Annotated in this window: 22 protein-coding genes; all 22 read left to right on the top strand. The window is 33.3% G+C overall.

Features of this window, described 5'->3' with window-relative positions; translation table 11 throughout:
* Positions 1–5: 5 nt before the first annotated feature.
* The 22 genes from BMX10_RS11265 to BMX10_RS11155 all read left to right on the top strand — a co-directional run bounded on the left by BMX10_RS11265 (position 6) and on the right by BMX10_RS11155 (position 23,914).
* Positions 6–839, top strand: coding sequence for a pyruvate, water dikinase regulatory protein (locus BMX10_RS11265; RefSeq protein WP_090444000.1), 834 nt, complete (start codon positions 6–8; stop codon positions 837–839).
* A 37-nt stretch (positions 840–876) separates the two neighbouring features.
* Positions 877–3,525 carry a pyruvate, phosphate dikinase gene (ppdK, locus tag BMX10_RS11260; RefSeq protein ID WP_090443997.1) on the top strand — a complete coding sequence of 883 codons (2,649 nt, stop codon included), beginning with the start codon at positions 877–879 and terminating at the stop codon, positions 3,523–3,525.
* Positions 3,526–3,769: 244 nt separating this feature from the next.
* The gene (locus BMX10_RS11255) at positions 3,770–3,964 is read left to right on the top strand and encodes a helix-turn-helix transcriptional regulator (RefSeq protein WP_090443994.1); all 195 of its coding nucleotides are present in this window, start codon (positions 3,770–3,772) and stop codon (positions 3,962–3,964) included.
* Between the two features lie 27 nt (positions 3,965–3,991).
* The gene (locus tag BMX10_RS11250) at positions 3,992–4,477 is read left to right on the top strand and encodes a DUF6773 family protein (protein ID WP_090443991.1); all 486 of its coding nucleotides are present in this window, start codon (positions 3,992–3,994) and stop codon (positions 4,475–4,477) included.
* Between the two features lie 41 nt (positions 4,478–4,518).
* Complete coding sequence (locus BMX10_RS11245) at positions 4,519–4,704, top strand: MarR family transcriptional regulator (RefSeq protein ID WP_244272701.1); 186 nt, start codon at positions 4,519–4,521, stop codon at positions 4,702–4,704.
* Positions 4,705–4,826: 122 nt separating this feature from the next.
* Entirely contained in the window at positions 4,827–5,189 is a 363-nt protein-coding gene (locus BMX10_RS11240; RefSeq protein WP_090443987.1) for a VOC family protein, read from the top strand.
* Between the two features lie 476 nt (positions 5,190–5,665).
* Positions 5,666–6,358 carry a nucleoside/nucleotide kinase family protein gene (locus tag BMX10_RS11235; RefSeq protein ID WP_090443984.1) on the top strand — a complete coding sequence of 231 codons (693 nt, stop codon included), beginning with the start codon at positions 5,666–5,668 and terminating at the stop codon, positions 6,356–6,358.
* A 52-nt stretch (positions 6,359–6,410) separates the two neighbouring features.
* The gene (locus BMX10_RS11230) at positions 6,411–7,172 is read left to right on the top strand and encodes a MerR family transcriptional regulator (RefSeq protein WP_090443981.1); all 762 of its coding nucleotides are present in this window, start codon (positions 6,411–6,413) and stop codon (positions 7,170–7,172) included.
* Positions 7,173–7,225: 53 nt separating this feature from the next.
* Positions 7,226–8,440: a M28 family peptidase gene (locus tag BMX10_RS11225; RefSeq protein WP_090443978.1), complete on the top strand. Its 1,215-nt coding sequence runs from the start codon at positions 7,226–7,228 to the stop codon at positions 8,438–8,440.
* Between the two features lie 710 nt (positions 8,441–9,150).
* Positions 9,151–9,570: a type VII toxin-antitoxin system MntA family adenylyltransferase antitoxin gene (gene mntA, locus BMX10_RS11220; protein ID WP_170834790.1), complete on the top strand. Its 420-nt coding sequence runs from the start codon at positions 9,151–9,153 to the stop codon at positions 9,568–9,570.
* Positions 9,571–9,591: 21 nt separating this feature from the next.
* Positions 9,592–10,011, top strand: coding sequence for a type VII toxin-antitoxin system HepT family RNase toxin (gene hepT / locus BMX10_RS11215; RefSeq protein WP_090443973.1), 420 nt, complete (start codon positions 9,592–9,594; stop codon positions 10,009–10,011).
* A 305-nt stretch (positions 10,012–10,316) separates the two neighbouring features.
* Positions 10,317–11,870, top strand: coding sequence for a spore germination protein (locus BMX10_RS11210; protein WP_090443970.1), 1,554 nt, complete (start codon positions 10,317–10,319; stop codon positions 11,868–11,870).
* Positions 11,857–13,014 (top strand): Ger(x)C family spore germination protein, encoded by a 1,158-nt coding sequence (locus tag BMX10_RS11205; protein WP_090443967.1) that lies wholly within the window; start codon positions 11,857–11,859, stop codon positions 13,012–13,014. Before BMX10_RS11210 ends, BMX10_RS11205 begins: the two co-directional genes overlap by 14 nt.
* Positions 13,015–13,261: 247 nt before the next feature.
* Entirely contained in the window at positions 13,262–14,344 is a 1,083-nt protein-coding gene (locus BMX10_RS11195) for a GerAB/ArcD/ProY family transporter (protein ID WP_090443961.1), read from the top strand.
* Positions 14,345–15,215: 871 nt separating this feature from the next.
* Entirely contained in the window at positions 15,216–16,712 is a 1,497-nt protein-coding gene (locus BMX10_RS11190) for a sugar ABC transporter ATP-binding protein (protein WP_090443958.1), read from the top strand.
* 39 nt (positions 16,713–16,751) lie between these two features.
* Positions 16,752–17,732, top strand: a complete 981-nt coding sequence (locus BMX10_RS11185; RefSeq protein WP_090443955.1) for an ABC transporter permease — start codon at positions 16,752–16,754, stop codon at positions 17,730–17,732.
* Positions 17,733–17,847: 115 nt separating this feature from the next.
* On the top strand, positions 17,848–18,837 hold the full coding sequence (locus tag BMX10_RS11180) for an ABC transporter substrate-binding protein (RefSeq protein ID WP_090443952.1): 990 nt from the start codon (positions 17,848–17,850) through the stop codon (positions 18,835–18,837).
* A gap of 212 nt (positions 18,838–19,049) precedes the next feature.
* On the top strand, positions 19,050–20,057 hold the full coding sequence (locus BMX10_RS11175; protein ID WP_090443949.1) for a LacI family DNA-binding transcriptional regulator: 1,008 nt from the start codon (positions 19,050–19,052) through the stop codon (positions 20,055–20,057).
* 102 nt (positions 20,058–20,159) lie between these two features.
* On the top strand, positions 20,160–20,588 hold the full coding sequence (locus BMX10_RS11170; RefSeq protein ID WP_090443946.1) for an RbsD/FucU family protein: 429 nt from the start codon (positions 20,160–20,162) through the stop codon (positions 20,586–20,588).
* Positions 20,589–20,613: 25 nt separating this feature from the next.
* Positions 20,614–21,819: an MDR/zinc-dependent alcohol dehydrogenase-like family protein gene (locus tag BMX10_RS11165; protein ID WP_090443944.1), complete on the top strand. Its 1,206-nt coding sequence runs from the start codon at positions 20,614–20,616 to the stop codon at positions 21,817–21,819.
* A 54-nt stretch (positions 21,820–21,873) separates the two neighbouring features.
* Complete coding sequence (locus BMX10_RS11160) at positions 21,874–22,800, top strand: amidohydrolase family protein (RefSeq protein ID WP_090443940.1); 927 nt, start codon at positions 21,874–21,876, stop codon at positions 22,798–22,800.
* 85 nt (positions 22,801–22,885) lie between these two features.
* Positions 22,886–23,914, top strand: coding sequence for a zinc-binding alcohol dehydrogenase family protein (locus BMX10_RS11155; RefSeq protein WP_330387889.1), 1,029 nt, complete (start codon positions 22,886–22,888; stop codon positions 23,912–23,914).
* Positions 23,915–23,952 lie beyond the last annotated feature (38 nt).

Here is a 23,952-nt window from a genome sequence, read left to right as displayed (position 1 = left end):
ATTATATGGATAAGGAAAGTTTGTTGATATATTTAGTATCGGATTCTATTGGAGAAACGGCAGAGCAGGTGGCAAAGGCTGCTGTTAGTCAATTTATATTTGAAAACTATGAAATTAGAAGATATCCATTTATTAATGAAAAACAGCAAATTACAGAAATGATTCAAGAAGCTAAACAACAGAGATCAATCATAATATTTACTATGGTGGTACCAGAGTTAAAAATCTTTCTTGAGGAGGAAACAAAAAAATATAACATACCTTGTATTGATATTATGTCACCAATAATTGAAGGTTTTAGCAATATACTACACTCTACCCCTAAGAGGGAGCCAGGTTTAATAAGAAAGCTAGATGAAAAATACTTTAAAAAGGTGGAAGCCATTGAATTTGCGGTAAAATATGATGATGGCAAAGACCCAAGAGGTCTGAAAAAAGCAGATATTGTACTAATAGGGATATCTAGAACTTCTAAGACTCCCTTGAGTATGTATTTGGCCCATAAAAATATCAAGGTTGCCAATGTGCCATTGGTACCAGAGGTTGCTTTACCCCAGGAATTATTCGATGTTCCTTCCAAAAAAATTATTGGACTAACAACAAATCCAATGAAGCTTATTGAGATAAGGCAAGAAAGGCTAAAAGCACTTGGTTTAAAGAGTGAAGCAAATTATGCTAGTATTGAAAGGATTTTAGAAGAATTGGAGTATGCCGATGCAATTATGAAGAAACTAGGATGTCCTGTAATAGATGTATCTACAAAGGCTGTAGAAGAAAGTGCCAGCATTATCTTAGAAATATTTAGAGAGATAGGCTATAAAGTAATTAACGGGAAGTAAAAGGGTAAGCTAAGGGATAGTATACATAACAATTTCTATGGAGGTGGAAATAGTGAAAAAGTACGTATATGGCTTTCATGAGGGAACAACTGAGATGAAATCACTATTAGGTGGAAAAGGAGCAAACCTTGGAGAAATGACCAGCATAGGACTACCTGTGCCCAGTGGTTTTACTGTAACAACGGAAGCCTGTAATCAGTACTATGAAGAAGGCGGAAGGCTGTGGGAGGAGCTAAAGGGTGAAATACTAGCACATTTGAGGAATTTAGAAGAAAAGATGGGAAAAAAGCTAGGAACATCTCAAAATCCTTTGTTAGTTTCTGTACGTTCTGGTAGTGCTGTTTCTATGCCTGGAATGATGGATACTATACTAAACCTTGGATTGAATGATATCTCTGTTGAGGGCTTAGTTTCTGCTACAAATAACCCCCGTTTTGCCTACGACAGCTATAGGAGATTTATTCAAATGTTTGGAGATGTAGTGTTAGAAATTCCAAAATATAAATTTGATAGCATTCTAGAGAAGAAAAAAGCGGAAAAAGGGATTGAAGAAGATACTAAGCTAACGGCAGAAGATTTGCAGGATATTATTGAAAAGTATAAAAAGGTAGTAAAGAAGGAGACGGGTTTAGATTTCCCTCAAGATGCAAAAGAACAGTTATTTATGTCAGTAGAGGCAGTATTTAAATCATGGAACAACCCACGAGCAAAGGTATATCGAAGATTAAACGATATTCCTGATGTCCTAGGAACAGCTGTCAATATTCAATCGATGGTATTTGGTAATATGGGAGATACATCCGGAACAGGAGTAGCTTTTACTAGAGATCCTTCTACTGGAGAAAATAAGCTGTTTGGAGAATTTTTAATGAATGCTCAAGGAGAAGACGTAGTTGCGGGAATTAGAACCCCTAGACCTATCATAGAGTTAAAGGCAAAGATGCCGAATGCCTACGATAAGTTTAAAGAGGTAGCAGAGCTGCTAGAGGCCCACTACAAGGATATGCAGGACATAGAATTTACTATCGAAAACCAAGAGTTATATATACTACAGACACGAAATGGTAAGAGGACTGCCTTAGCAGCAGTAAATATTGCAGTAGATATGTATAAAGAAGGAAAACTATCTAAAGAAGAAGCAATTATGCGAGTAGATCCTCTACAGGTAGAACAACTGCTACACCCTACCTTTAAAGAAAAAGAGTTGGCACAAGCAGTTGTGATTACTAAAGGATTACCAGCTTCCTCAGGAGCAGCCACCGGCAAGATCTATTTTACACCAGAGGATGTGGTGAATGCCAATAATAGAGGAGAAAAGGCTATTCTGGTACGTACGGAAACCTCTCCAGAGGATATAGAGGGCATGGTAGCCTCGGAGGGTATATTAACTGCAAGAGGCGGCATGACCTCTCATGCAGCGGTAGTAGCAAGAGGGATGGGGAAATGCTGTATTGCAGGAGCTGGCGATGTAAGAATAGATGAACAGGATAAGACTTTTAAAGTAGGTGGAAAGCTATATAAAGAAGGAGAATATATCTCCTTAGACGGAAATCAAGGGGTAGTTTATGAAGGAAAGATAGCTACTGAAGAATCACAGTTGACAGAGAATTTCCTTGAGCTAATGAAATGGGCAGATGCTTTAAGACGCTTAAAAATAAGAACCAATGCAGATACACCTAGAGATACCAAACAGGCGATAGAATTTGGAGCTGAGGGAATCGGTTTATGCAGGACAGAGCATATGTTTTTTGAAGAGTCAAGAATTTTTGTAATGCGAAAAATGATTCTATCTCGAAGAGAAGAAGAGAGAAGAAATGCTTTAGCTCAATTATTACCAATGCAGAGAGAGGACTTTGTTGAGATATTTAGAGCAATGGGGGATAGACCAGTAACCATTAGGCTGCTTGACCCACCATTACATGAATTTTTACCTCATGAAGAAGAGGATATAAAACATTTAGCAGAAAAAATGCAAGTCCCCTATAGACAATTGCTGGAGGTTGTCGAGGACTTAAAGGAAATGAATCCGATGCTGGGGCATAGAGGCTGCAGATTAGCAGTAACTTACCCAGAAATCTATGAAATGCAGGTGCAGGCAATTATTGAAGCCGCCATTATTGTAAAAGAAGAAGATGGTATTGATGTTATCCCAGAGATAATGATACCTCTAGTGGGAGAATTAAAGGAATTACAATACAATAAAGACATTGTGTTAAGGAAGGCAAGAGAGGTAATAGAAGAGCAAGGGGTTGACCTTAATTATTTAATAGGCACCATGATAGAAGTACCTAGAGCAGCCATAACAGCCGATGATATTGCCACTGAAGCAGAGTTCTTTTCCTTTGGCACCAATGATTTAACCCAAATGACCTTTGGTTACTCTAGGGATGATGCAGGTAAATTCATCAAAGAGTACAAAGAGAAAAATATACTAGAAAAGGACCCCTTCCAAAGAATTGATAGAAAAGGCGTAGGAAAACTAATGGAAATCGCAGTGAAGCTTGGAAAAGAAGCGAGACCAGATATCAAGCTAGGCATATGTGGCGAGCATGGGGGAGATCCTAACTCCATAGAGTTCTGTCATATATTAGGATTAGACTATGTATCTTGCTCACCCTATAGAGTACCGGTTGCAAGGTTAGCAGCAGCCCAGGCGGCGATTAACAATAAAGGCCAATCGAAATAGAGCTTAAAACAGCATGCAAAAACAAAGTGATATAAAGCAGCATAAGGAAAATAAAGTTAGATTATTTAAAAATGAATAATTAGACCTTTAGAGCCAGTTAAGTGATATTAATTAAATCACTGATACTGGTTCTTTTTTAAATTTATATTACTTAGTACAATAACAAATATACTTGACTTAATGCAATATATATATTACAATATGAATACAATATATTGAAATATGCAATATAAGGAGTGAGGATGTGGCAGTCAGTAAAATTAAAATAGCTCGAGTAGAAAAGGATCTGACACAGGAAGATCTAGCCAAAATAGTGGGTGTGACTAGGCAGACTATTAGCTTGATTGAGGCTGGAAAGTATAACCCCACATTAAAGCTATGTATTGAAATAGCTAAGGCTTTAGATAAAACCTTGGATGATTTGTTTTGGCAAAAATAATTGAGTGGAATAAGGAGGCTGTATTAAGTGAAATCAATAAAAAAGTGGATATCATCAAAGATAGTAAAGGATGAAAGGATCGATCATGATACAAATAAGATTAAGGCTGAGGCATTTAATATAATAATGATTTTAGCCTTCATTTACATCATAGCAGAATCATTATCTATTAATTTAGGAGTCATTAAAGAATTTAATGTCTTTATATTATTTATGGTAGGAGCCGTTTATTTATCCACCAAGTCAACTCTCAAGGGATTATCTAATTACTCTCCCATTAAGGGAATGAAGCCAATTACATTTATTACACTTGCATGTGGAACAGCATCGGTAATTTTTGGACTATTTACAGCATTTAGAAACACAAACCTATACTTAAATGGTAAGTTTTCAGGTTTATCTATTACTGTATTTGTCTATAGTGCCTTATATATGTTCCTACTAACAGAGGGTGCTTGTTTATTAATTTATTACATCTCAAAGAAAAGAGAGCAGAAAAACGCTGAAGAATAGGGAAACTCTACAATGTTAAAAGATTAAGAGATATAGGATTTATGCTAAATAGATTAAATACAAAACTTAAAAAAGAAGGTATTACTCCTAAGGAGTTGGCAGATGCCATATTTAAAGATAAGCCAAATACCAATCGTATTCTTGAAAAATTACAAATCAAAGGATTAATTAATTCCTATAGTTACACAATTGTTGGAGGAAGCAACAATTGGAATAGAAAAAGATAAAATTCTAGATGTAAAGAATCTATTAAGTAAAATGTATTATAATCTTAAGTAACTTTTTTTATTAATATAGTTGTTATGACAACGTGTTTTTTAAAAGTGAAAAAAATTTTAGGAGGATTATTATGAAATTTTGTTGGAGTACATTAAGAGTTAAAAGTATGGATGAATCATTAAAGTTTTATGAAGAAATAGTTGGGCTTACACTGGATAAAAGATTTAAAGCTGGACCTAGTATGGAGATTGCCTTCTTAGGAGATGGAGATACAAAGATAGAACTTATATGTGACGAGAACAGTAATGATGTAAATGTAGGTACAGATATTTCATGGGGATTTGAAGTAAAATCAGTTGATGAGATGATGAATTTTGTAAAGGGAAAAGGTATAGCTGTTGAGAGTGGTCCCTTTCAACCAAACCCACATATAAAGTTTTTCTATATAGTGGACCCTAATGGATTAAGAATTCAGCTTGTAGAAAATATGTAGAAAATTTATGGGTACAAAAAGTGTTCCATAATAGTAAAGAATGGTGATTGGTCTATTTTGTTAGCAGTTGCTCAGGCGTCAATACGTCATTCAAACTAATCGGCAACGTCTTCCTATTTAATTGGAGACGTATACACACGAACTTAGACGTATACGCAAAAATGATTACTCTCTATAGAGTCGGTATATGATAACAAAAGTGTTGGGATTAACAAATATTAATAAAAACAATAAAACAAATAGTCTAAAAGCCTAAAATGGACTATAATATAAAAACTGTAGGGTATTGAGCTTGATTTCATTAATGATTTTAAGCTTAATACCCTATTTTATTAATATCTTACATAGAAATGTATTCAGATTGGAATTTATTATATACAAATGACTACGTTTTTTTCACCCTCCAGTAAGTCACCGGGGTTTCATATAAAGGTATAATAAGATAGTTGGTAAATATATAAGAGGAGGGTCTATTTGTGAGATATCATCTTAATGAAAATTTATTGAATGAAGCCCGCAAGGTACTAAAAAATCGAAAAAATATATTTTGGATTGTTGGGGGTTCCTGTTCAGGAAAAAGTACAGTTAGCAAAGCAATTGCTCAAACATCTGGATTATTATACTACAACATGGATGAATATATCTTTGGCAAGTATATTAAACGGTATTCCAAGGAATTACATCCAGCCAATTGGGCATGGTTTTTTGCTGAAAATCCATTGGACTGGGCCCTTTCTTTTTCTTCATGGGAAGAAAATAATCAATTTAATATTGCTGCAACTGCTGAACAATTGAACTTATTTTGTGAAGATATACAGAAAATAGATAAGGACCAAGCTATATTAGTAGATGGAGGCATAACAAACCCAGCAATGCTTGCCAGAGTGCTAGATACACATCAAATATGCTGTATCAAGGTTGAAGATGACCTTTGCATTAGAATATGGGAGGATTGTAAAGAGAGGCAGCCAATGAAAGAAATGATTTTACAGCTACCATCACCCCAGGAAAAGTGGAGTAAGTTTTTAGACACCAATATCTTAATGAATCGGCAAATAGAAACAGAGTGCAGGGAAAATGGAATAAAAATATTCTATAGAGAAGATAAAACTACTGTTGACGACATGGCTAATGAAATTACAACCTTATTTTTAAAAAAAATTACATGAGATTACTATGAAGTATCTGTTTACAAATGAGATTCTGTAAGGAGGTTTTATCATGAAGTATTATAAGACGTCAGAGATTGCCGAACTGGTTTGCGTTCATCCCAATACAGTAAGGTTATATGAAAAATGGAAGTTGCTACAACCTGTTCCTAGAAACTGTAAAGGGTACCGCCTCTATACAGAAGACCATTTAGAGCAGATGAGACTTGCCAGAATAGCCCTAAGGTGTAACTTTATAGAGGGTAACATACGGAATCTAGCTACGGACATTGTAAAGACTGGAGCACAGGGAGACCTACAAAAGGCTTTAAATATGGCCTATGACTATAGGATTCATATACAAAAGGAACTGACTAAAGCTGAAGAAGCATTAGAAATAATATACAAATGGCTAAAAGATGAAGTAACAGTAGGGGAAGAAACTTATATGAAGAGAAAAGATGTTGCTAACCTACTAAATATCTCCATAGATGTTCTAAGAGATTGGGAAAGAAATGGACTAATTAAGGTTCCTAGGAGTCCAAATAATAACTATAGAATGTATGGTGCATATGAAATTAGACGTCTAAAAGTCATCCGTACTCTAAGAAATGCTAATTATAGTATGATGTCTATACTTCGTATGTTTAAATATATTGATGAGGGAAAGGTCAGTGATGTTAAAGAAATAATTGATACTCCATCTTTAGAAGAAGACATAATTAGTGCTACTGATCGGTGGATAACAACATTAATAGAAACTATAGAGAACGCTGAGGAAGTAATTGTACAACTTGAAATGATGATTGAGTCAAAGGAACCTAGAATTCCCTAAGTAAAACAAATATTAACCCAGTGAATTTTGTGTAAGTCTTGGAGGTGTAGTCATTGGAATCAAGTGTTACGGGTAAAGAATTAATTGATTCATATTTAAAAAAGCTAACCTTGGAAATAGATGAGCGAAGTGTAGGAAGTAGTGGAAATAATCAGGCTGTAGATTACTTTTATATCATTATGAAATCCCTTGGCTACGATTTGAAGAAGGATGGTTTTGATTGTATCGACTGGGAATGTGGTAAAGTATACCTAAGAACTGGAGAGGAGCAGTATGAGGCATTTGCAAGTCCATTTTCATTACCCTGTGATATTAATGCAGAATTAGTGGTTGTATCTACCCTAGAGGAACTAAGAACAGTGGATGCTCATGAGAAAATATTGCTAATTCATAAAGAATTAACGCAAGAACAGATTATGCCTAAGAACTTTATTTTTTACAATCCAGAGGAGCACAAACAGATGATATCTTTATTAGAAGAGAAAAACCCTAAGGCAATTATTTGTGTTACTGGTTGTGTAAAGAGTGTATCAGTTTGTTTGCATCCTTTTCCTATATTTGAAGATGGAGATTTTGATATACCATCTGTTTATATGAAAGACATAGATGGAGAGAAGCTTATAAAGTTAAATGGACTAAAAGTTGAATTGACTATTGAATCAAAAAGAAATCCTGCTAAAGGTTATAATGTAGTTGCAAGGAAAAAGGGTGAGGGGAAAGGGCGAGTAGTACTATGTGCACATATCGATACTAAGAAAAATACTCCAGGGGCATTAGATAACGCAACGGGGGTAGCTGTATTAATGGCGCTGGCTGAACAGCTAAGAGATTATAAGGCATCTAATGACATTGAATTTGTAGCCTTTAATGGTGAAGATTATTATTCAGTACCAGGACAAATGCTATATTTAAAGCAAAATAATGGAGATTTCCAAGATATTAAAATGGTGATCAATATTGATGGAGCAGGACATAAGGATTCAAAAACAGCAGTTTCATTTTATAATCTACGAGATGATCAGAAAAAAGAGGCAATGATAAGTCTTGATAAATATAAAACCCTTGTCAAGGGAGAAAAATGGTACGAAGGGGATCATTCTATGTTTCTCCAGAAGGGTGTTCCCTGTATAGCCGTGACATCATCAAATGTGAGAGATGTTGTTATGAACATTACACATACGCCAAAGGATACAATGAACAATGTGAATATAGAGCTGTTATGTGACTTGGTTAAAGCTTTAAAGGATATTATCAGTAATATCTTTTGATGGTGTGTCTTCAAGTGAAAAAAGGTTTAAATTTTTGATTAATTCTATAATATGAACTTGATTAAAAGTGTTCCATAATAGCAAAAAATGGTGATTGGTCTATTTTGTTAGCAGCAGCCCAGGCGGCGATTAACAACAAGGACCAATTGAAATAGAGCTTAAAACTACATGGCTAAAGCTCAAAAACTTTATATACAAATGGTTTGATAGTTTAAATATAAAATAAAGTAAGGGTATTGTCATTTATTATTTAGAAGACGATACCCTTTTTGGTAGGCCAAGAGGACCTTTGATGATCACTACCTCTTTGACACTAGAGGTAAGCAAAACGTCCCTGTGGTATGTTCTTTTCAAGAAGATACAATTGTTAAAGTTTGTATGTTTGTATATATAGTGATAAAATGATGATACATACAAGGTGTGTTCCTGAATATCAAGCAGAGGAATTGAAATTGGATAAGAGATAAATAAGGTTCTATCAGAGATTGAAGAGAAAAATTTAAATATCTCAAGATATGTAGACACTTTTGAAGAAGAAGAGCCAGTGGATATGAATTCAGTAAAGGAAAATATCAGCAATATTTAAGTTGAAATAAAGGAAGTAGAGACACTAATGGCGAAGTATCTTGAATAAAATTAGGGTTATAGGTAGCAAAATACCTAGAAGTTGATTTTTGCTAATTCTGATGCATGAAAGAAAGGGTGGCACTATGGGAAAAGAGGGTCTGCTAGAAAAACTAGGTGAATTTCTAGATCAAATTAACAAGCAATATCCTATAGAGTTTGTTTATTTATTTGGATCATTTGCTACAGAAAAATATAATAAAGAAAGTGATATTGATATTGCGATTATGTTTCAAGAAAAATATGAATCTAAGAAGGAAGTCATAATTAAAGGAAATATAGTTGATATGGGAATGAAGTATTTTCAAAGGAAACTAGATGTTATATCCCTTAATAGTGCTACACCACTGCTTAAATATGAAGTAGTAAGGAAAGGGATTCTTTTAAAAGAAAGTAAAAGAAGAGCAGAATTTGAATCTTTAGTTTTACGAGAATACTTTGACTTCCAATATTATGCAGAAGCTTATAATAAAGCTATGATAGAAGCAATAAAAAAAGAGATTTAACTCAGAAAGCTGGTGATATTAGTGGTAAACCAAGATATATTAATGACCAGATTAAATAAGCTAAAGGAATATATTCATTTTTTAGATAATATAAAAAAATATACAGAAGTTGAGTATGTAAAAGATCCTTTTATATATGGATCTAGCGAAAGGTTTTTGCATTTATCTATAGAATGTGCCATAGATATTGGGAACCATATCATTTCTGATATGAGATACAGAAAACCAGAAACTAATAGAGATGTGTTTGAAATATTATATGAAAATGAAATTATATCTTTAAAACTAAAAGAAAATATTGGGAACATGGCTTCTTTTAGAAATATATTGGTTCATGACTATGTGAAGATAGATCGGGGAATGGTTTATAAAATTATTACAGAGGATCTTAAAGATCTAAAATTATATATGAAGGAAATTATTCGGTATTTTCATGGTTAGTCTAATTAGCGTAAGTTCCTCATAATAGTAAGAAGTGGTGAGTGGCCTATTTTCATAGCAGCAGCCCAGGCGGCGATTAACAATAAAGATCAATGGAAGCAGGGTTAAAAAAGATATGGTTGAATCTTTAATCATCTTGTGGATAAAGATTTGATTGCTTTCATATATAATGTAAAAAGTGTACTGTTACCTAATCATTTTAGGAACAGTACACTTTTCTTTCGAAAAGAAATAAGGATTATACTATAACTTTTGACTAATAATAAGAAGAAACCAATTATCTATTATTAGACAAGGATGATTTTATGTCTAGAATTAGACCCTCAAATAGTAAAAAGATAAAGTTTAGAGATCCTCATGTTATTAACTCAAAGGAATACAAATTCTCTAACTCTATAGACCATAATGTAAAAATATTCAAAGAAATATTTCATAATGATGAATCGATAATCTTCCGTCATTTTTCAAACCAACAAAATCCTCAAGTGAAATGCTGTATCGTATTCATAGCAGGAATGGTAGATGATGAAATCATTAATCAAGGAATTATATGGCCAATAACTAGAAATTCCATAATCCAAACTTCAGAAACAATAATTGATGAATTGAAGAATTACTCAATCATTGTACATACTGTAAAGGAGACGTGGAATATTGAAGAACTTGTGGAGGCTATTTTAAGCGGAGAAACTGTTCTATTGATTGAAAATTGTAGCGAGGCATTAATAATAGATACACAAGGGGGAGAGACCAGGAGCATAGAAGAGCCGGAAGCTGAGAAGGTTATAAGGGGGCCAAGAGAAGGCTTTACAGAATCATTAATGACCAACCAAATGTTAATCAGGAAAAAGATAAAAAACCCTAATCTCAAATTTCAATCTAGAACATTTGGAATGCAAACGAAGACAAAGGCTTTTATTTGTTTTATAGAAGGAATCGCCAACGAAAAAATAGTAGAGGAGTTAAACAAACGATTAGATGCTATAGAAATAGATGGGGTCTTGGATACAGGATATATAGAAGAGCTAATAAAGGATTCGCCCTATTCCATCTTTAACACAATTGGTAATACAGAAAGACCAGATGTGGTAGCAGGTAAGCTGTTGGAGGGCCGGATTGCCCTAGTATTAGATGGAACACCCATAGCTTTAACCTTGCCTCATATCTTTATTGAATTTTTCCAGGCTAACGAAGATTATTATGAAAATTTTTATTTTGCCTCTTTTAATAGATTATTAAGGATAGTATCATTTATGATTACCGTGAGTATACCTGGCGCCTATTTAGCCCTAATTACATATCATCAAGAGCTTATTCCAACTAATTTGTTACTTAGTATTTCAGCAGCTAGACAAGGGATACCATTCCCTTCAATAGTGGAGATATTAGGGTTATTAATTGTTTTTGAAATTCTCAGAGAGACGGGAACAAGAATGCCAAATTATATTGGTCAAGCCTTAAGCATTGTAGGAGCATTAGTGCTTGGACAGGCTGCTGTGGAAGCTAGATTTGTAAGTGCACCAATGGTAATTATTGTTGCTATGTCTGGAATTACAGGGCTTATGATTCCTAAACTTCAAGGAACAATTATAATTTTAAGGCTAGCGTTTTTACTAATAGCTGCCGTTTTAGGTCTTTATGCCATTATCTTTGGTATTTCCTTAGTTTTAATTTATTTGTTTAGTATACGTTCCTTTGGAATACAATATATGGCTTACACAAGCATATTAGATTATGAAGAGCTGCAGGATGTCACCATAAGGGTACCCTGGTGGCATATGAAATTTAGACCTAAATCTATGCTTGTTAATAACCTACAGAGACAAAGAGACGGAGGAAGAAAAATTGATAAGAAATAAAAAGGCTAAGGTTATCACCATGGTTTTTGTTATTATATTTTTACTTACTGGATGTTGGGATTATGTAGAGATTGAGGATTTAATCATTGTGGCGGGGCTAGCAATAGATACTGGCAGCGGAAATAACTACTTAGTAACTATAGAAACTGTTGATCTAGAACAAAGTCAGGGGGGAGACGTACAACCAGATTCTAGAGTAGTACAAGTAGAGGGATCAACTGTATTTGATGCAGTCAGAAATGCTATTAAGATTTCTACAGATAGGTATTACTGGAGCCATGCGGATGTGCTAATCCTAAGTGAAGAAATTGCTAGAGGGGGAATCGTTAAAGTACTGGAACCTATTATAAGGAGTCAAGAACCTAGATTGACAATGAAGGTCTTAGTTTCTAAAGAAAACAAAGCAAGTGATATTTTACCCTACGATACTCCGTCAAATAAAATTCTATCCTTTGAAATAGTTGAAATGCTTAATGCACAGCAACATTTATCTAAAGCGCCTAATTATGAAGTCTATGAAGTGATAGATAAAGTAATGGCTTCAGGGATCTCTACTGTTATACCAACCATAGGATTAAGTACAATAGAGGGTGAAAAGACTCCTGAAGTCTCAGGCCTTGCAATGTTTAAAAAGGATAGCTTGGTAGGTTTTTTAGATGGGGAAGAAGCAAAAACTTACCTATTTATAACTAATGAAATAAAAGGAGGTGTATTAGTGGAGTCTTATCCTTCAGAGGCTTCAGCATCTGATATATCATTAAGTATCAAAGAAAATAAAACAAAAATACAGCATAGATATGAAAATGAAAAGGTAGTTATGGAAATAAAAACCAATATAAAAGCAGTTATACATGAATGGGACATCAGTGATAGTATCAGTGAGGAAAGTATTAATGATGTAAAAAAACTGTTTGAAGCGTCTCTAAGAAAAGACATAGAGATTTTAATCAAAAAAGTTCAAAGGGATTACCAATGTGATATTTTTGGTTTTGGCCAAATTCTCAAAAATCAAAATCCTCAGCTTTGGAGAAAATTAGAAGAAAACTGGGAAAACATTTTTGCTAATTTAGAAATAGAAGTAGATACAATGGTAGATATAATAAACACAAACCTTTTATCCAATACTATTAAGGTAGGTGACTAATGGGAAATGGCTTTAATAACGATTGTTACTATATTTTATAGTATATTAATACTATTTGATTTAACACCAATCTATTTAAAAAAACAGTGGAAACTATTTTGGATTTACTCAATTATGGTGGTTGTTTCTTATATGATTCAAGTTCTTTTAATCCTTGATGTAAAGTTACCCACTCCAGCAGACCCTTTAGAGAGAATGGTAGTTTTTGTTTTTCGCTTATAGTATGAAAAGAAAAGGTGGATGAACTATGGGAAAACAGTTGATTACAACCAAACAAGCCATATCTATTCTGATTTTTTTTCTGTTGGGGACTGCATTGGTTTTGACACCAGGCGCTGAAGCTAAACAGGATGTATGGATTGTTCTTTTGCTTGCAATGGCAGCAGCGCTTCCAATGTACTTCATATATGGTAGGATCCTTTACCTTTTTCCCGATAAAGATTTATATTCAATAGCAAATCAACTATTTGGAGCAGTTCTTGGCAGAATGATAACCCTATTTTATATTTGGTATGCAATCCACTTGGGGGCATTGATATTTAGAAACTTTTCTGAATTTGTTCAAATTGTAACTTTTATCAATACACCTCAAACTGTTACAATTATTGCTGCAGGGGTGACTATCATTGTATTTTGTAAAAGCGGCATTGAAGCTATAGGTCGATGGGCTTCTTTTATGTTACCAGTTATCTTGATATTGTTTTTAAATAATATGATTTTTTCTATTCCTAATATGAATATTGATCATCTAAAACCTGTACTATTTGAAGGGATGGAACCGGTGATGGGTAGTGTATTTACAGTATTATCCTTCCCATTTTTAGAGGCTGTTCTGTTTATTGGCGTATTCAATACCCTTAAGGAAAAAGAAAAAATATACAAAGTATTTTTTATAGGCTTACTTATATCTGGACTGCTGGGGCTAGGAACAAACTTAAGAAACCTCCTAACTATGGGGGTGGATTTAGTACAAATCACATATTTTCCTACCTATACGGCAACAAAGCTGATTGGCATAGGAGAATTACTTGAGAGAACTGAGATAACAATAGCTGTGGCACTATCTTTTTTTGGTCTTATTAAGGTAAGTATATGTGTCCTTGTTGCAAGTAAAGGCATAGCCAGTTTTTTTAGCCTAAGTGATCATAAATCCGTTATTGTGCCTGTAACATTAGTCATGATGAGTTTAGCATCTTTATTGTATGGGAATGTAATGGAAATGTTTGATTGGGCTATAAATATTTATAGATACTATGCTATACCCTTTCAGTTTATATTACCTTTACTTATTTATGCTGCGGCGGAGTTGAGAGTTAGAAGAAGTAATTGATAGCCTCAGGACTTTTTCACTTAATTATTTGCCCTTGCAGGTATAACTACATTTTTAACTAACACATAAGTCGATAAGGATAAGAATATAAGTGGTCCATGGGACGTCAGACTGTGTGGAAACTTCTATTTTAAATTGTATTCTTCTGCTTTATTTTTATATAAAATAATAATTTACAACTAAGTCAGCACCTCTTACCAGTGCTGACTTAGTTTTCTTTCCTAAGCCTTGCTGTCATTTCCTTAACCCCTAAAATCTTAATAAGGAATCCTTAACATTACTAATAACCTTACGGAAGGTCGCTAGCAAACTCAATGGAGTGGTAGTCTATTTAAAAAATTCAAAATATACTTGATTTTAATAGAATTTTAAATTATAATAAAACTACTTAATGAAAACGTTAGCTTTTTTACAGAGTATTTATAATTAGTTAAAATAATAGTATTGTTTAATCTGAAATTAAATTTAAACTTGGTTATTCATAAGCTTTGTTTAAATTCCCTAGGGGAGAATATTCTAGTTATACAATATTAAATTTTACGAAAAGTTGAAACGTTTCAAAAATAACAAAGCTATGGTTTGTTCGGAATATTTCCAAAGATATTAGAATTTAACAAATTAGTATTTTCGATCCAACTATTTTGTTTTTTCATAAATTGAAACGTTTCAAATCCTACGTCTCTACTATCACTAAATTTGAGTGTAAGCTATATATCTTTTGTACAGGGGAGGGAATATAATTAAATGTTACATATATACAAGAATAGAGTGTTTGTACTTTGCAAAATTGAATTGATTCAACTCTAAAAAATCAATTGATATAATTACCTTATTTTAAATACTTTATACTAATTAATAGGCGGTGTTTATAATGAAAGAATTACTTAGAATGGAGGGAATTGAAAAATCTTTCCCAGGTGTAAAAGCTCTATCAAATGTAAATATAGATGTTCGTGCAGGTGAGTTACATGCACTCCTTGGCGAAAATGGAGCGGGGAAATCAACATTAATGAAGGTGTTGGCGGGAGTTTACAAAAAAGATAATGGAAAAATCTATATTAAAGGTGAAGAGATAGAAGATCTTAATACTGAACTTTCACAAAAATTAGGTATAAGCATTATTTACCAAGAGTTTAATCTATTTCCTGATTTAAGTGTTGCCGAAAACATTTTCATTCGACGTGAGCCTAAAAATAGCGTTTTGAATTTTGTTATTGATGATAGAAAACTAAATAAACAAACCGAGGAAATTCTTAGTAAATTGCACTTAAATATAAAACCTAAAACATTAGTTAAAAATTTAAGTGTTGCCGAACAACAAATGGTAGAGATAGCAAAAGCATTATCTATGAATGCTGAAATATTAGTAATGGATGAGCCTACAGCTGCATTAACTGAAAGTGAAATTGTTGAATTATTCAAGGTTATAAAGGAATTGAAACAAAAAGGTGTAGGGATTATTTATATTTCTCATAGGTTAGAAGAACTTGAAGAAATAGCAGATAGGGTTACGATTTTAAGAGATGGAAAATATATTAAAACTGTAAATTATAAGGATACTACAGTAGATCAAATAATTACTGCAATGGTGGGGAGAGATTTAGAGGATAAATTTCCGCCGTATGAGGTGAAAAATATAAATAAAAGTAAAATTCTATTAAATGTAAAAAAGCTAACTGCAAAGAACAAGCTGAACATTGAAGATTTCAAACTATATAAAGGGGAAATACTAGGCATCTATGGTTTAGTTGGGGCTGGTAGAACTGAATTTGCTAAAGTCTTATTTGGAAAAGATAAGTGTGACGATTTTGAAGTATATATTCAAGGAGAAAGAGCAGAGATTAAGTCGCCTATAGATGCTATAAATTATGGATTAGGATATTTGACAGAGGACAGAAAGAAAGATGGTTTAGCATTAAACCTTTCAGTGGAGTACAATATAAATTTACCTAGTCTTGACAAAATAGCCACTAATGGAATAATTGATAGACAAAAAGCTAAAATGTCTGCAGAGAAATATATTGATGCATTAAAAATTAAAACACCAGGAATGTTCCAATTGGCTAAAAACCTAAGTGGTGGTAACCAGCAAAAAATTATAATAGCTAAATGGCTAATGAAAAACTCTAAAATTATTATTTTTGATGAGCCAACTAGAGGAATCGATGTAGGAGCTAAGTATGAGGTATATGAATTAATGATTGCCTTAGCAAAAAAAGGAGTTGGTGTAATAATGATTTCTTCTGAACTTCCAGAAATCATTGGGATAAGTGATAGAGTTGTAATAATGAGAGAGGGAAGATTTACAGGTGAGCTTGAAAGAGAAGAGTTGAAGGAGAAGAGCATACTATCATATGCTATCAAATAATTTGATTACTTTTAATAAACTAAAAGGTGGGATGTACAAATGATTATAGGTGCAATTACAGGGATAAAAGAAATGAAAAGCAAACTAAATATTACTAATCTTTTAAATGAGTTAGGAGTACTACTAGGGTTGATAAGTATGGGTGTACTCTTCAGCATATTTTCAAAACATTTTTTTACTGTAAATAACTTGTTGACGATAGCATTGCAGACATCTATTATCGCAATTTTAGCTATGGGTGTGACTTATGTAATTATTACATCAGGTATTGACTTATCTGTTGGATCTATACTTGCAGTATCAGGTGTTGTAACTGGTAAAGCACTATTGGCTGGATTACCTATATGGTTAAGCATACTGTTGGGTATAGGCATGGGTGGTCTTTGTGGTCTAATAAATGGTGTAATTATATCTAATTTTAAAATAGCACCATTTATAGTTACTTTAGGTATGATGAGTATCGCTAGAGGAGCTGCAAATGTTATAACGGGAGCAATGCCTGTATCTGGATTACCACAACAATTTGCATTTGTTGGAGGAGGACGAATAGGTATAGTACCTGTACCTGTTATCATTATGTTTACATTAGCAGCAATATTAGGATATGTCTTGAAAAGGACTTCCTTTGGAAGATATATTTATTGTCTAGGAAGCAATGAAGAGGCTGCATTACTATCAGGCGTTAATGTTAAAAAGACCAAGATAGGCGTCTATGTAATATCAGGCTTAATGGCAGGCTTAGCAGGTGTAATTATGACCTCTCGTTTAGTATCTGCACAATCAGCAGCAGGGTTGGGATATGAACTAGATGCAATTGCAGCTGCAATTATAGGTGGGTGTAGCCCATTAGGAGGAGCAGGTAAGATTCGAGAAACAATTATAGGTGCATTTATTATAGGAACAATGAGAAATGGCCTTAATCTATTAAGCATTAATGCATTTTGGCAACAGATAGCAATTGGTGCAATTATTATAATTGCTGTGTATATTGATACAGTAAGACGCAGAAAAGAGAGTTAGTATCAATAAACTTTAGTACACAGCATTAAAATAACAAACTAAGGAAGGGAGTGTTATTTGCGCACTAACATCAGAAAAATCAGTAATAAAAATTATAATAGGGAGGAAATGAAAAATGAAGAAGTCCATATGCGCTTTACTAATTTTACTATTAACCATAGGGGTATTAGCAGGCTGTTCTACCAACAATGGTGGAAATGATACAGTAAGTGAAGGTGAAGATAATGAAAAAATAAATATCGCAGTTATTGTTAAAGGTACAGATATTCCTTATTTCCAAGTAGTAAACTCAGGAGCTGAGGCTGCAGCAGCAGAATTAGGGGTAGATATGTATTTTGCAGGAGCACCTGGTGGAGAAACAGATATTAATGGTCAAATAAACATTGTTGAGACTGCAATTAATCAAAGAGTAGATGGCATCGTAATTGCTGCATCAGACGCAACATCATTAGCACCTGTGCTAAATAATGCAGTAGACCAAGGAATCCCAGTTGCTTTAGTAGATTCTGGTGTAGAGATGGATAGATATATTAGTTATGCTACTACCAATAATGAAGCTGCAGCTTATGCTGTTGGGGGAGCACTAGGCGAAATTATTGGTGGACAAGGGAAAGTAGGGGTTGTTAACTTTACAGCTGGTGCAGCTACTGCTATAGCAAGAGAAAAAGGATTTAGAGATGCTATTGAAGAGTTGTATCCAGATATTCAATTATTAGAAACACAATATTCAAATGCTGATCGATCAAGAGCTTTATCAATAGCTGAAGACTTATTAACTGCACATCCAGACTTAGTGGCTATTTATGCAGCAAATGAGCCTACTGTTGTAGGGGTAGGTAGAGCTTTAGAGGAAAGAGGATCAGATGTAGTACTAGTTGGTTTTGATTCATCAGATGATATTATCCCATTGCTAGAGAAAGGTATACTTAGAGCTACTGCAGTACAAATGCCCTATCAAATGGGTTATGCAGGAATTGAGGAAATTGTAAAGCATATTAGAGGAGAGGCGGTTACAAGAGAGTTGGATACGGGTGTTGTAATAGTAACACCTGAAAATATGAGTGATAAAGAGTCTCAGGATGCCCTTTATCCTTTAGGGAAATAGTGAAATAGAATAATAATATTATATATAGTCATAGGTAAAGTTAGCAAGGTAGTTTCTAACTTTATCTATGACACTAATTAGATTACTTTATGATGATATATAAAAGGTCTTGTTAAAATATTGCTTAACTTTATGGTATAATATAAACAAATTTTAGAATTCCCGTATGCTTAGTAATAAAAAATAAGAGAATTGATGGGGGAGATTGAGCAATGGCAACAATTAAAGATGTAGCATTACACTCACAAACCTCTGTTGGAACTGTTTCTAGATATTTAAACGGATACCAAGTGAAAATAGAAAATCGTCACAAAATTGAAAAAGCAATTGAAGAATTGGGATTTAGTATAAACCTTATGGCTAAAGGTTTGAAAACAAATATTACAATGACTGTTGGTATATTGATTCCAACTTTATCTAATATTTATAGTACTAAAATAATTGAAGGTATAGAACATTATTTAGATGACTTTGGATATAGTATATTGGTTTGTGACTCAAGAGATGATGTGAAAATAGAAAAGCAAAAATTAAAGTTTTTACAAGATAAACATGTAGATGGAATAATCATAATGCCAGTGGATCGGTACGATTCTGGTAAAAATATACAAGAAACAATTGACAGTGGTGTTTCTGCTGTTTTGATTGATAGATTAACTCAAGGTGTTACATGTGATGCAGTTGTATCTGATAATGTAAATGCTTCTTATGTAGTAATGCAACATATAATAGAAAGAGGCCATAGAAAAATAGGAATTATTGCAGGAGATCAAAAGATTTATACAGCTTATGAAAGATTGCTTGGTTATAAGAGGGCACTTCAAGACTATAATTTACCCATTGATGATAATTTAATTGGATATAGTGATTATACAAAAATTGGGGGTAGCAAAACAGTTAATGAAATATTAGAGAAAAACACGGATTGCACAGCAATTTTTGCTACAAATTACGAAACGACAATAAGTACTGTCAAGGCAGTTTTAGATAGAGGCTATACTATAGGTCAAGAGATATCAATTTTTGGATATGATCAAACAGAATTAGCTGAAATTACAGAACCACCGATTTCTTTAGTAATCCAGCCCATAGAAGATATAGGAAAGAAGGCTGCGGAGTTTTTAATTAAGAGAATGAAGAGAGATATGGCAAATTTTCCTTCTATTAAAAGATTGGCAACCAAAATAATAACAACTGATTCAATAAGAAATATATTATAAAGTGAAACAAGTCATAGATTTTCACCATGTTTATATTCAAAAATTAAAACGTTTCAAAAAATGCAGAAATAATGTTCGAAACACAGAAGGGATGACGTAAGAATGTTAAAAGGAATACCTACAATAATTTCTCCAGAATTGATGAAGGTAATGATGGAAATGGGACATGGTGATGAAATAGTAATTGCAGACGGTAATTTTCCTGCAACTAGCCATGGAAAAAGATGCATAAGGAGTGATGGCAATGATATTCCCAAGATATTAGATGCTATACTTAAGTTTATGCCTATTGATACTTATATTCAGAATCCTATTACTCTAATGGAGGTATGTGAGGATGACCCTGTAAATCCAGTAATTTGGAAACAGTATCAAGAAATACTGGGAAAATATAAGTATACGGGTAATCTTAATAAAATAGATAGATTTGAGTTTTATAACAGGGCTCAAAAGGCTTATGCTATTGTTGCTACCTCAGAAAAAGCTCAATATGCAAATATAATTATCAGTAAAGGTGTAGTACTTTTGTAAATTTCAAAGTAAAAGGGGAATTGATATGAAAACTACCGCTACATATTTTATGAATAATAAAAATAAACCATTACAATTCGGTGAAATAGATATAGAAAATAGTTTGCGAAAAAGATTGCGTGGTGAAAACATCAAGCAAGGGATATTATGTGAGCCTGTCTGTGTTGGCTTTTGTGGAACTGATTATGAATTGTTCAAAATGAGTGAAGAAGAAGAATTACAGGGAAAGCTACCTGATGGAAAAAACAGATTAATTAATGGGCATGAAGGTGTAGTATATATTCCATCTCAAAAAAAATTTGCTGTAGTTCTGATAAGGGGTGGAGATTCTTGGGATCCAACTAGATATTCAGAAGACGAAGAATACTTTGAATATGGGTGTGACAAAGCAGATGGGATGATGGCAAAACAGAACTTTTTTCATCCAGATATGTTGTTACCTATTCCAGAAAAGTATATAAAGGAAAACAAAATACCTCTTTCTCTTGCAAAGAAACTAACATTTGCAGATCCCTACGCTTGTGGAATATTTCAGTTAGAAAGGATGGAAGATTTAGGGTCTGCCCATAACTTTAGAATAGAATTAGCAAGACATAAATGTACAGAGGAAGAAGCAAGAAAAATTGCTCAACAGAAAATTTTTGAAAGAGTAGTCATATTTGGATTTGGAACAACGGGTATGTTTATAGCAGATAACATAATAAGAAGATACCCTAAAAGCAAAATAGTTTTCATAGGTAGAGAAGAAAATATTTCAAAAGTAAAACAAGAAACTTTGAAAAAATTGAATGCCAACTATATAAGTAACATATATGAAAATGAAAAAAAACTGGCTGATAAAATCGTTGAAGTATTAGATGGTAAAGCAACAGCATTTGTCGGCTCTGCGGGAACTAGCATTGAACATAGAATAGCTTTTGATTATGAGGTTTTAGGAACAAACGGAATTTTCAATAGTTTTTCATTAGGACCGAAAATTCAATTAGATACAATGCCTTTCGGATTTAAAAATCATCTAATATATGGATCAATCAATTTTAGACAACAACATATGGAAGAAGCAATTGAATATTTGTGCCAATCAGATTTTGATAAATATGTTGAATTGGTTGATCTAAAGGAGCTAGAGAAAGACATTGTGGGCCTTTTTAAGAATAAAATATTTGCCAAGGGGTCTCCAATTAAAACTGCTACATTATGGAATCCACAATATATTGATCATACAAAATAAAGTGCTAGAGCTATATACTAATAATATTAGTGTTAATTACTGGGAGGAGATATAATGGAATATTTGATTATTGATGCTCATGCTCATCTTTGGGAAGAATTAAAAGGTAGTGTGGCAGGCAAAAAAGTTCAAAGTCTAGGTGGAGGCAAAGCCCATTTTATGGGGGAAACAAAACAAATGATGCCACCTTACATGGTTGATGGAAAAAACAGTGTTGAAACTTTGATATCAAATATGGATTATGCTAGAGTTGCTGCAGCGGTAATTACTCAAGAGTATATAGATGGCAACCAGAATCAGTATGTGTTAGAATCGAAGCAGAAATTTCTAGGAAGATTATTTGTGTGTGGGTTAGCAGAGGTTAGAAAAGAAGGCTTTATAACTGAAATAGAAAATATGATTGAGCAAGGATTTGATGGAATAAAAATACCAGCTCAATGGCTTACTTCTTTACCTGAAAGGGTTTTTTTAACAAACAAAGAAATGATGTCGTCTTTTAAACTTATGGAAGAAAATAATGTTATTTTATCGATAGATTTAGCACCTGGTGATGAACAGGTTCCGGAAATGAAGGAAGTCATTCAGGAGCATCCAAATTTAAAAATAGCTATAGGGCATTTTGGTATGGCTAATAGACCCCACTGGAAAAAACAGATTAAATTAGCAGAAAATAAGAATGTAAGAATTGAATCAGGTGGCATAACCTGGTTATTTCATAATGAATTTTACCCTTATCCTGGCGCCATTAAAGCAATCAAAGAAGCTATTGATTTGGTAGGGGTAGATAAGTTGATGTGGGGATCTGATTATCCCAGAACAATGACCGCCATAACCTATACAATGTCCCATGACTTTGTTTTAAAAACTAAGGAACTAACTCTATATGAAAAGAAACAGTTTTTAGGTGAAAATGCTAGGGAGTTTTATGGGTTTACTAACTTACGCCCACTAGAATATGTAAAAAATATGGTGGAAGATTAAAAACAGCTAAGCAATTTTTAGTAAATATATTAAAGTTGATAATTGAAACTATACAAACATCATATATAGAAAAGGGAGGAGAAAAATGATCGGAAAAATGAAAGTAGTACAAATAGATGATAAAGGAATTCAAATAGTATATCTAGATAGACCAACACCTAAGAAGGGAGAAGCTCTTCTAAAGATAAAATACTGTGGTATTTGTGGTTCAGATATTCAAACATATACAGGAAACCAGCCTTTTGCCACATATCCAAGAGTTCCAGGCCATGAATTTTCTGCTGAAATTGTAGAAATTGAAGATAATGATATTGGTTTGCATAAAGGTATGACTGTAACTGCTATTCCATATTTTAATTGTGGAAAGTGTTATTCTTGTACAAGGGGAAAAGTTAATTGCTGTGAAAACAATGAAACAATGGGTGTGCAAAGAGATGGATCTTTTGCAGAGTATATTGTAATGCCAATAGAAAGAATTGTGGATGGGAAAGGGCTAGATGCAAAAACATTATCACTCATTGAACCATTTAGTATCGGGTATCATGCTGTTAACAGGGTTGATATTAAAACAGGTGATAAAGTATTAGTAATTGGGGCAGGGGCCATCGGCATTTTTGCAGCACTTGCAGCAAAATTAAGAGGTGCTGAGGTGTATATATCTGACATTTTTGATAAAAGACTGGAAGCAGCAATGAAAATGGGCGTAGATGGGATTATTAATGTAAAAAATGAAGATTTAAAAGAACGTGTAAAAGATATTACTAATGGAAATGGCATGGATGTTTGTCTAGAGGCAGTAGGAATGCCTGAAACCTTCTTAAACTGTATTGAAAGTGCATGCTTTGGTGGTAAGATCGGATTGATCGGGAATGGTAAAAGAGAAACAACCTTCAATCATTCTATCCTATTAAAAAAGGAATTAGATGTTTATGGTTCTAGAAATAGTCTTAATGATTTTGTACCCCTTGTTGATTTGGTTTCTAAAGATAATATCGATATCCTTCAGATTGTATCAGATATCTTACCATTAGAGAATGTCAAAGAAGCATTTGATCTATTAAAAGATAATGATGGTAGTAAAATAAAGGTATTAGTTGAGTTTGATAAAATATAAAGCGATGAAACAAAAATCCTTTTTTAGTTACTCAAAGG

The sequence above is a fragment of the Natronincola peptidivorans genome (assembly GCF_900111615.1).
Taxonomy (GTDB): Bacteria; Bacillota; Clostridia; order Peptostreptococcales; family Natronincolaceae; genus Natronincola_A; species Natronincola_A peptidivorans.
Note: the sequence above shows the minus strand (reverse complement) of the source record. Positions and strands in the feature narration are given on the sequence as shown.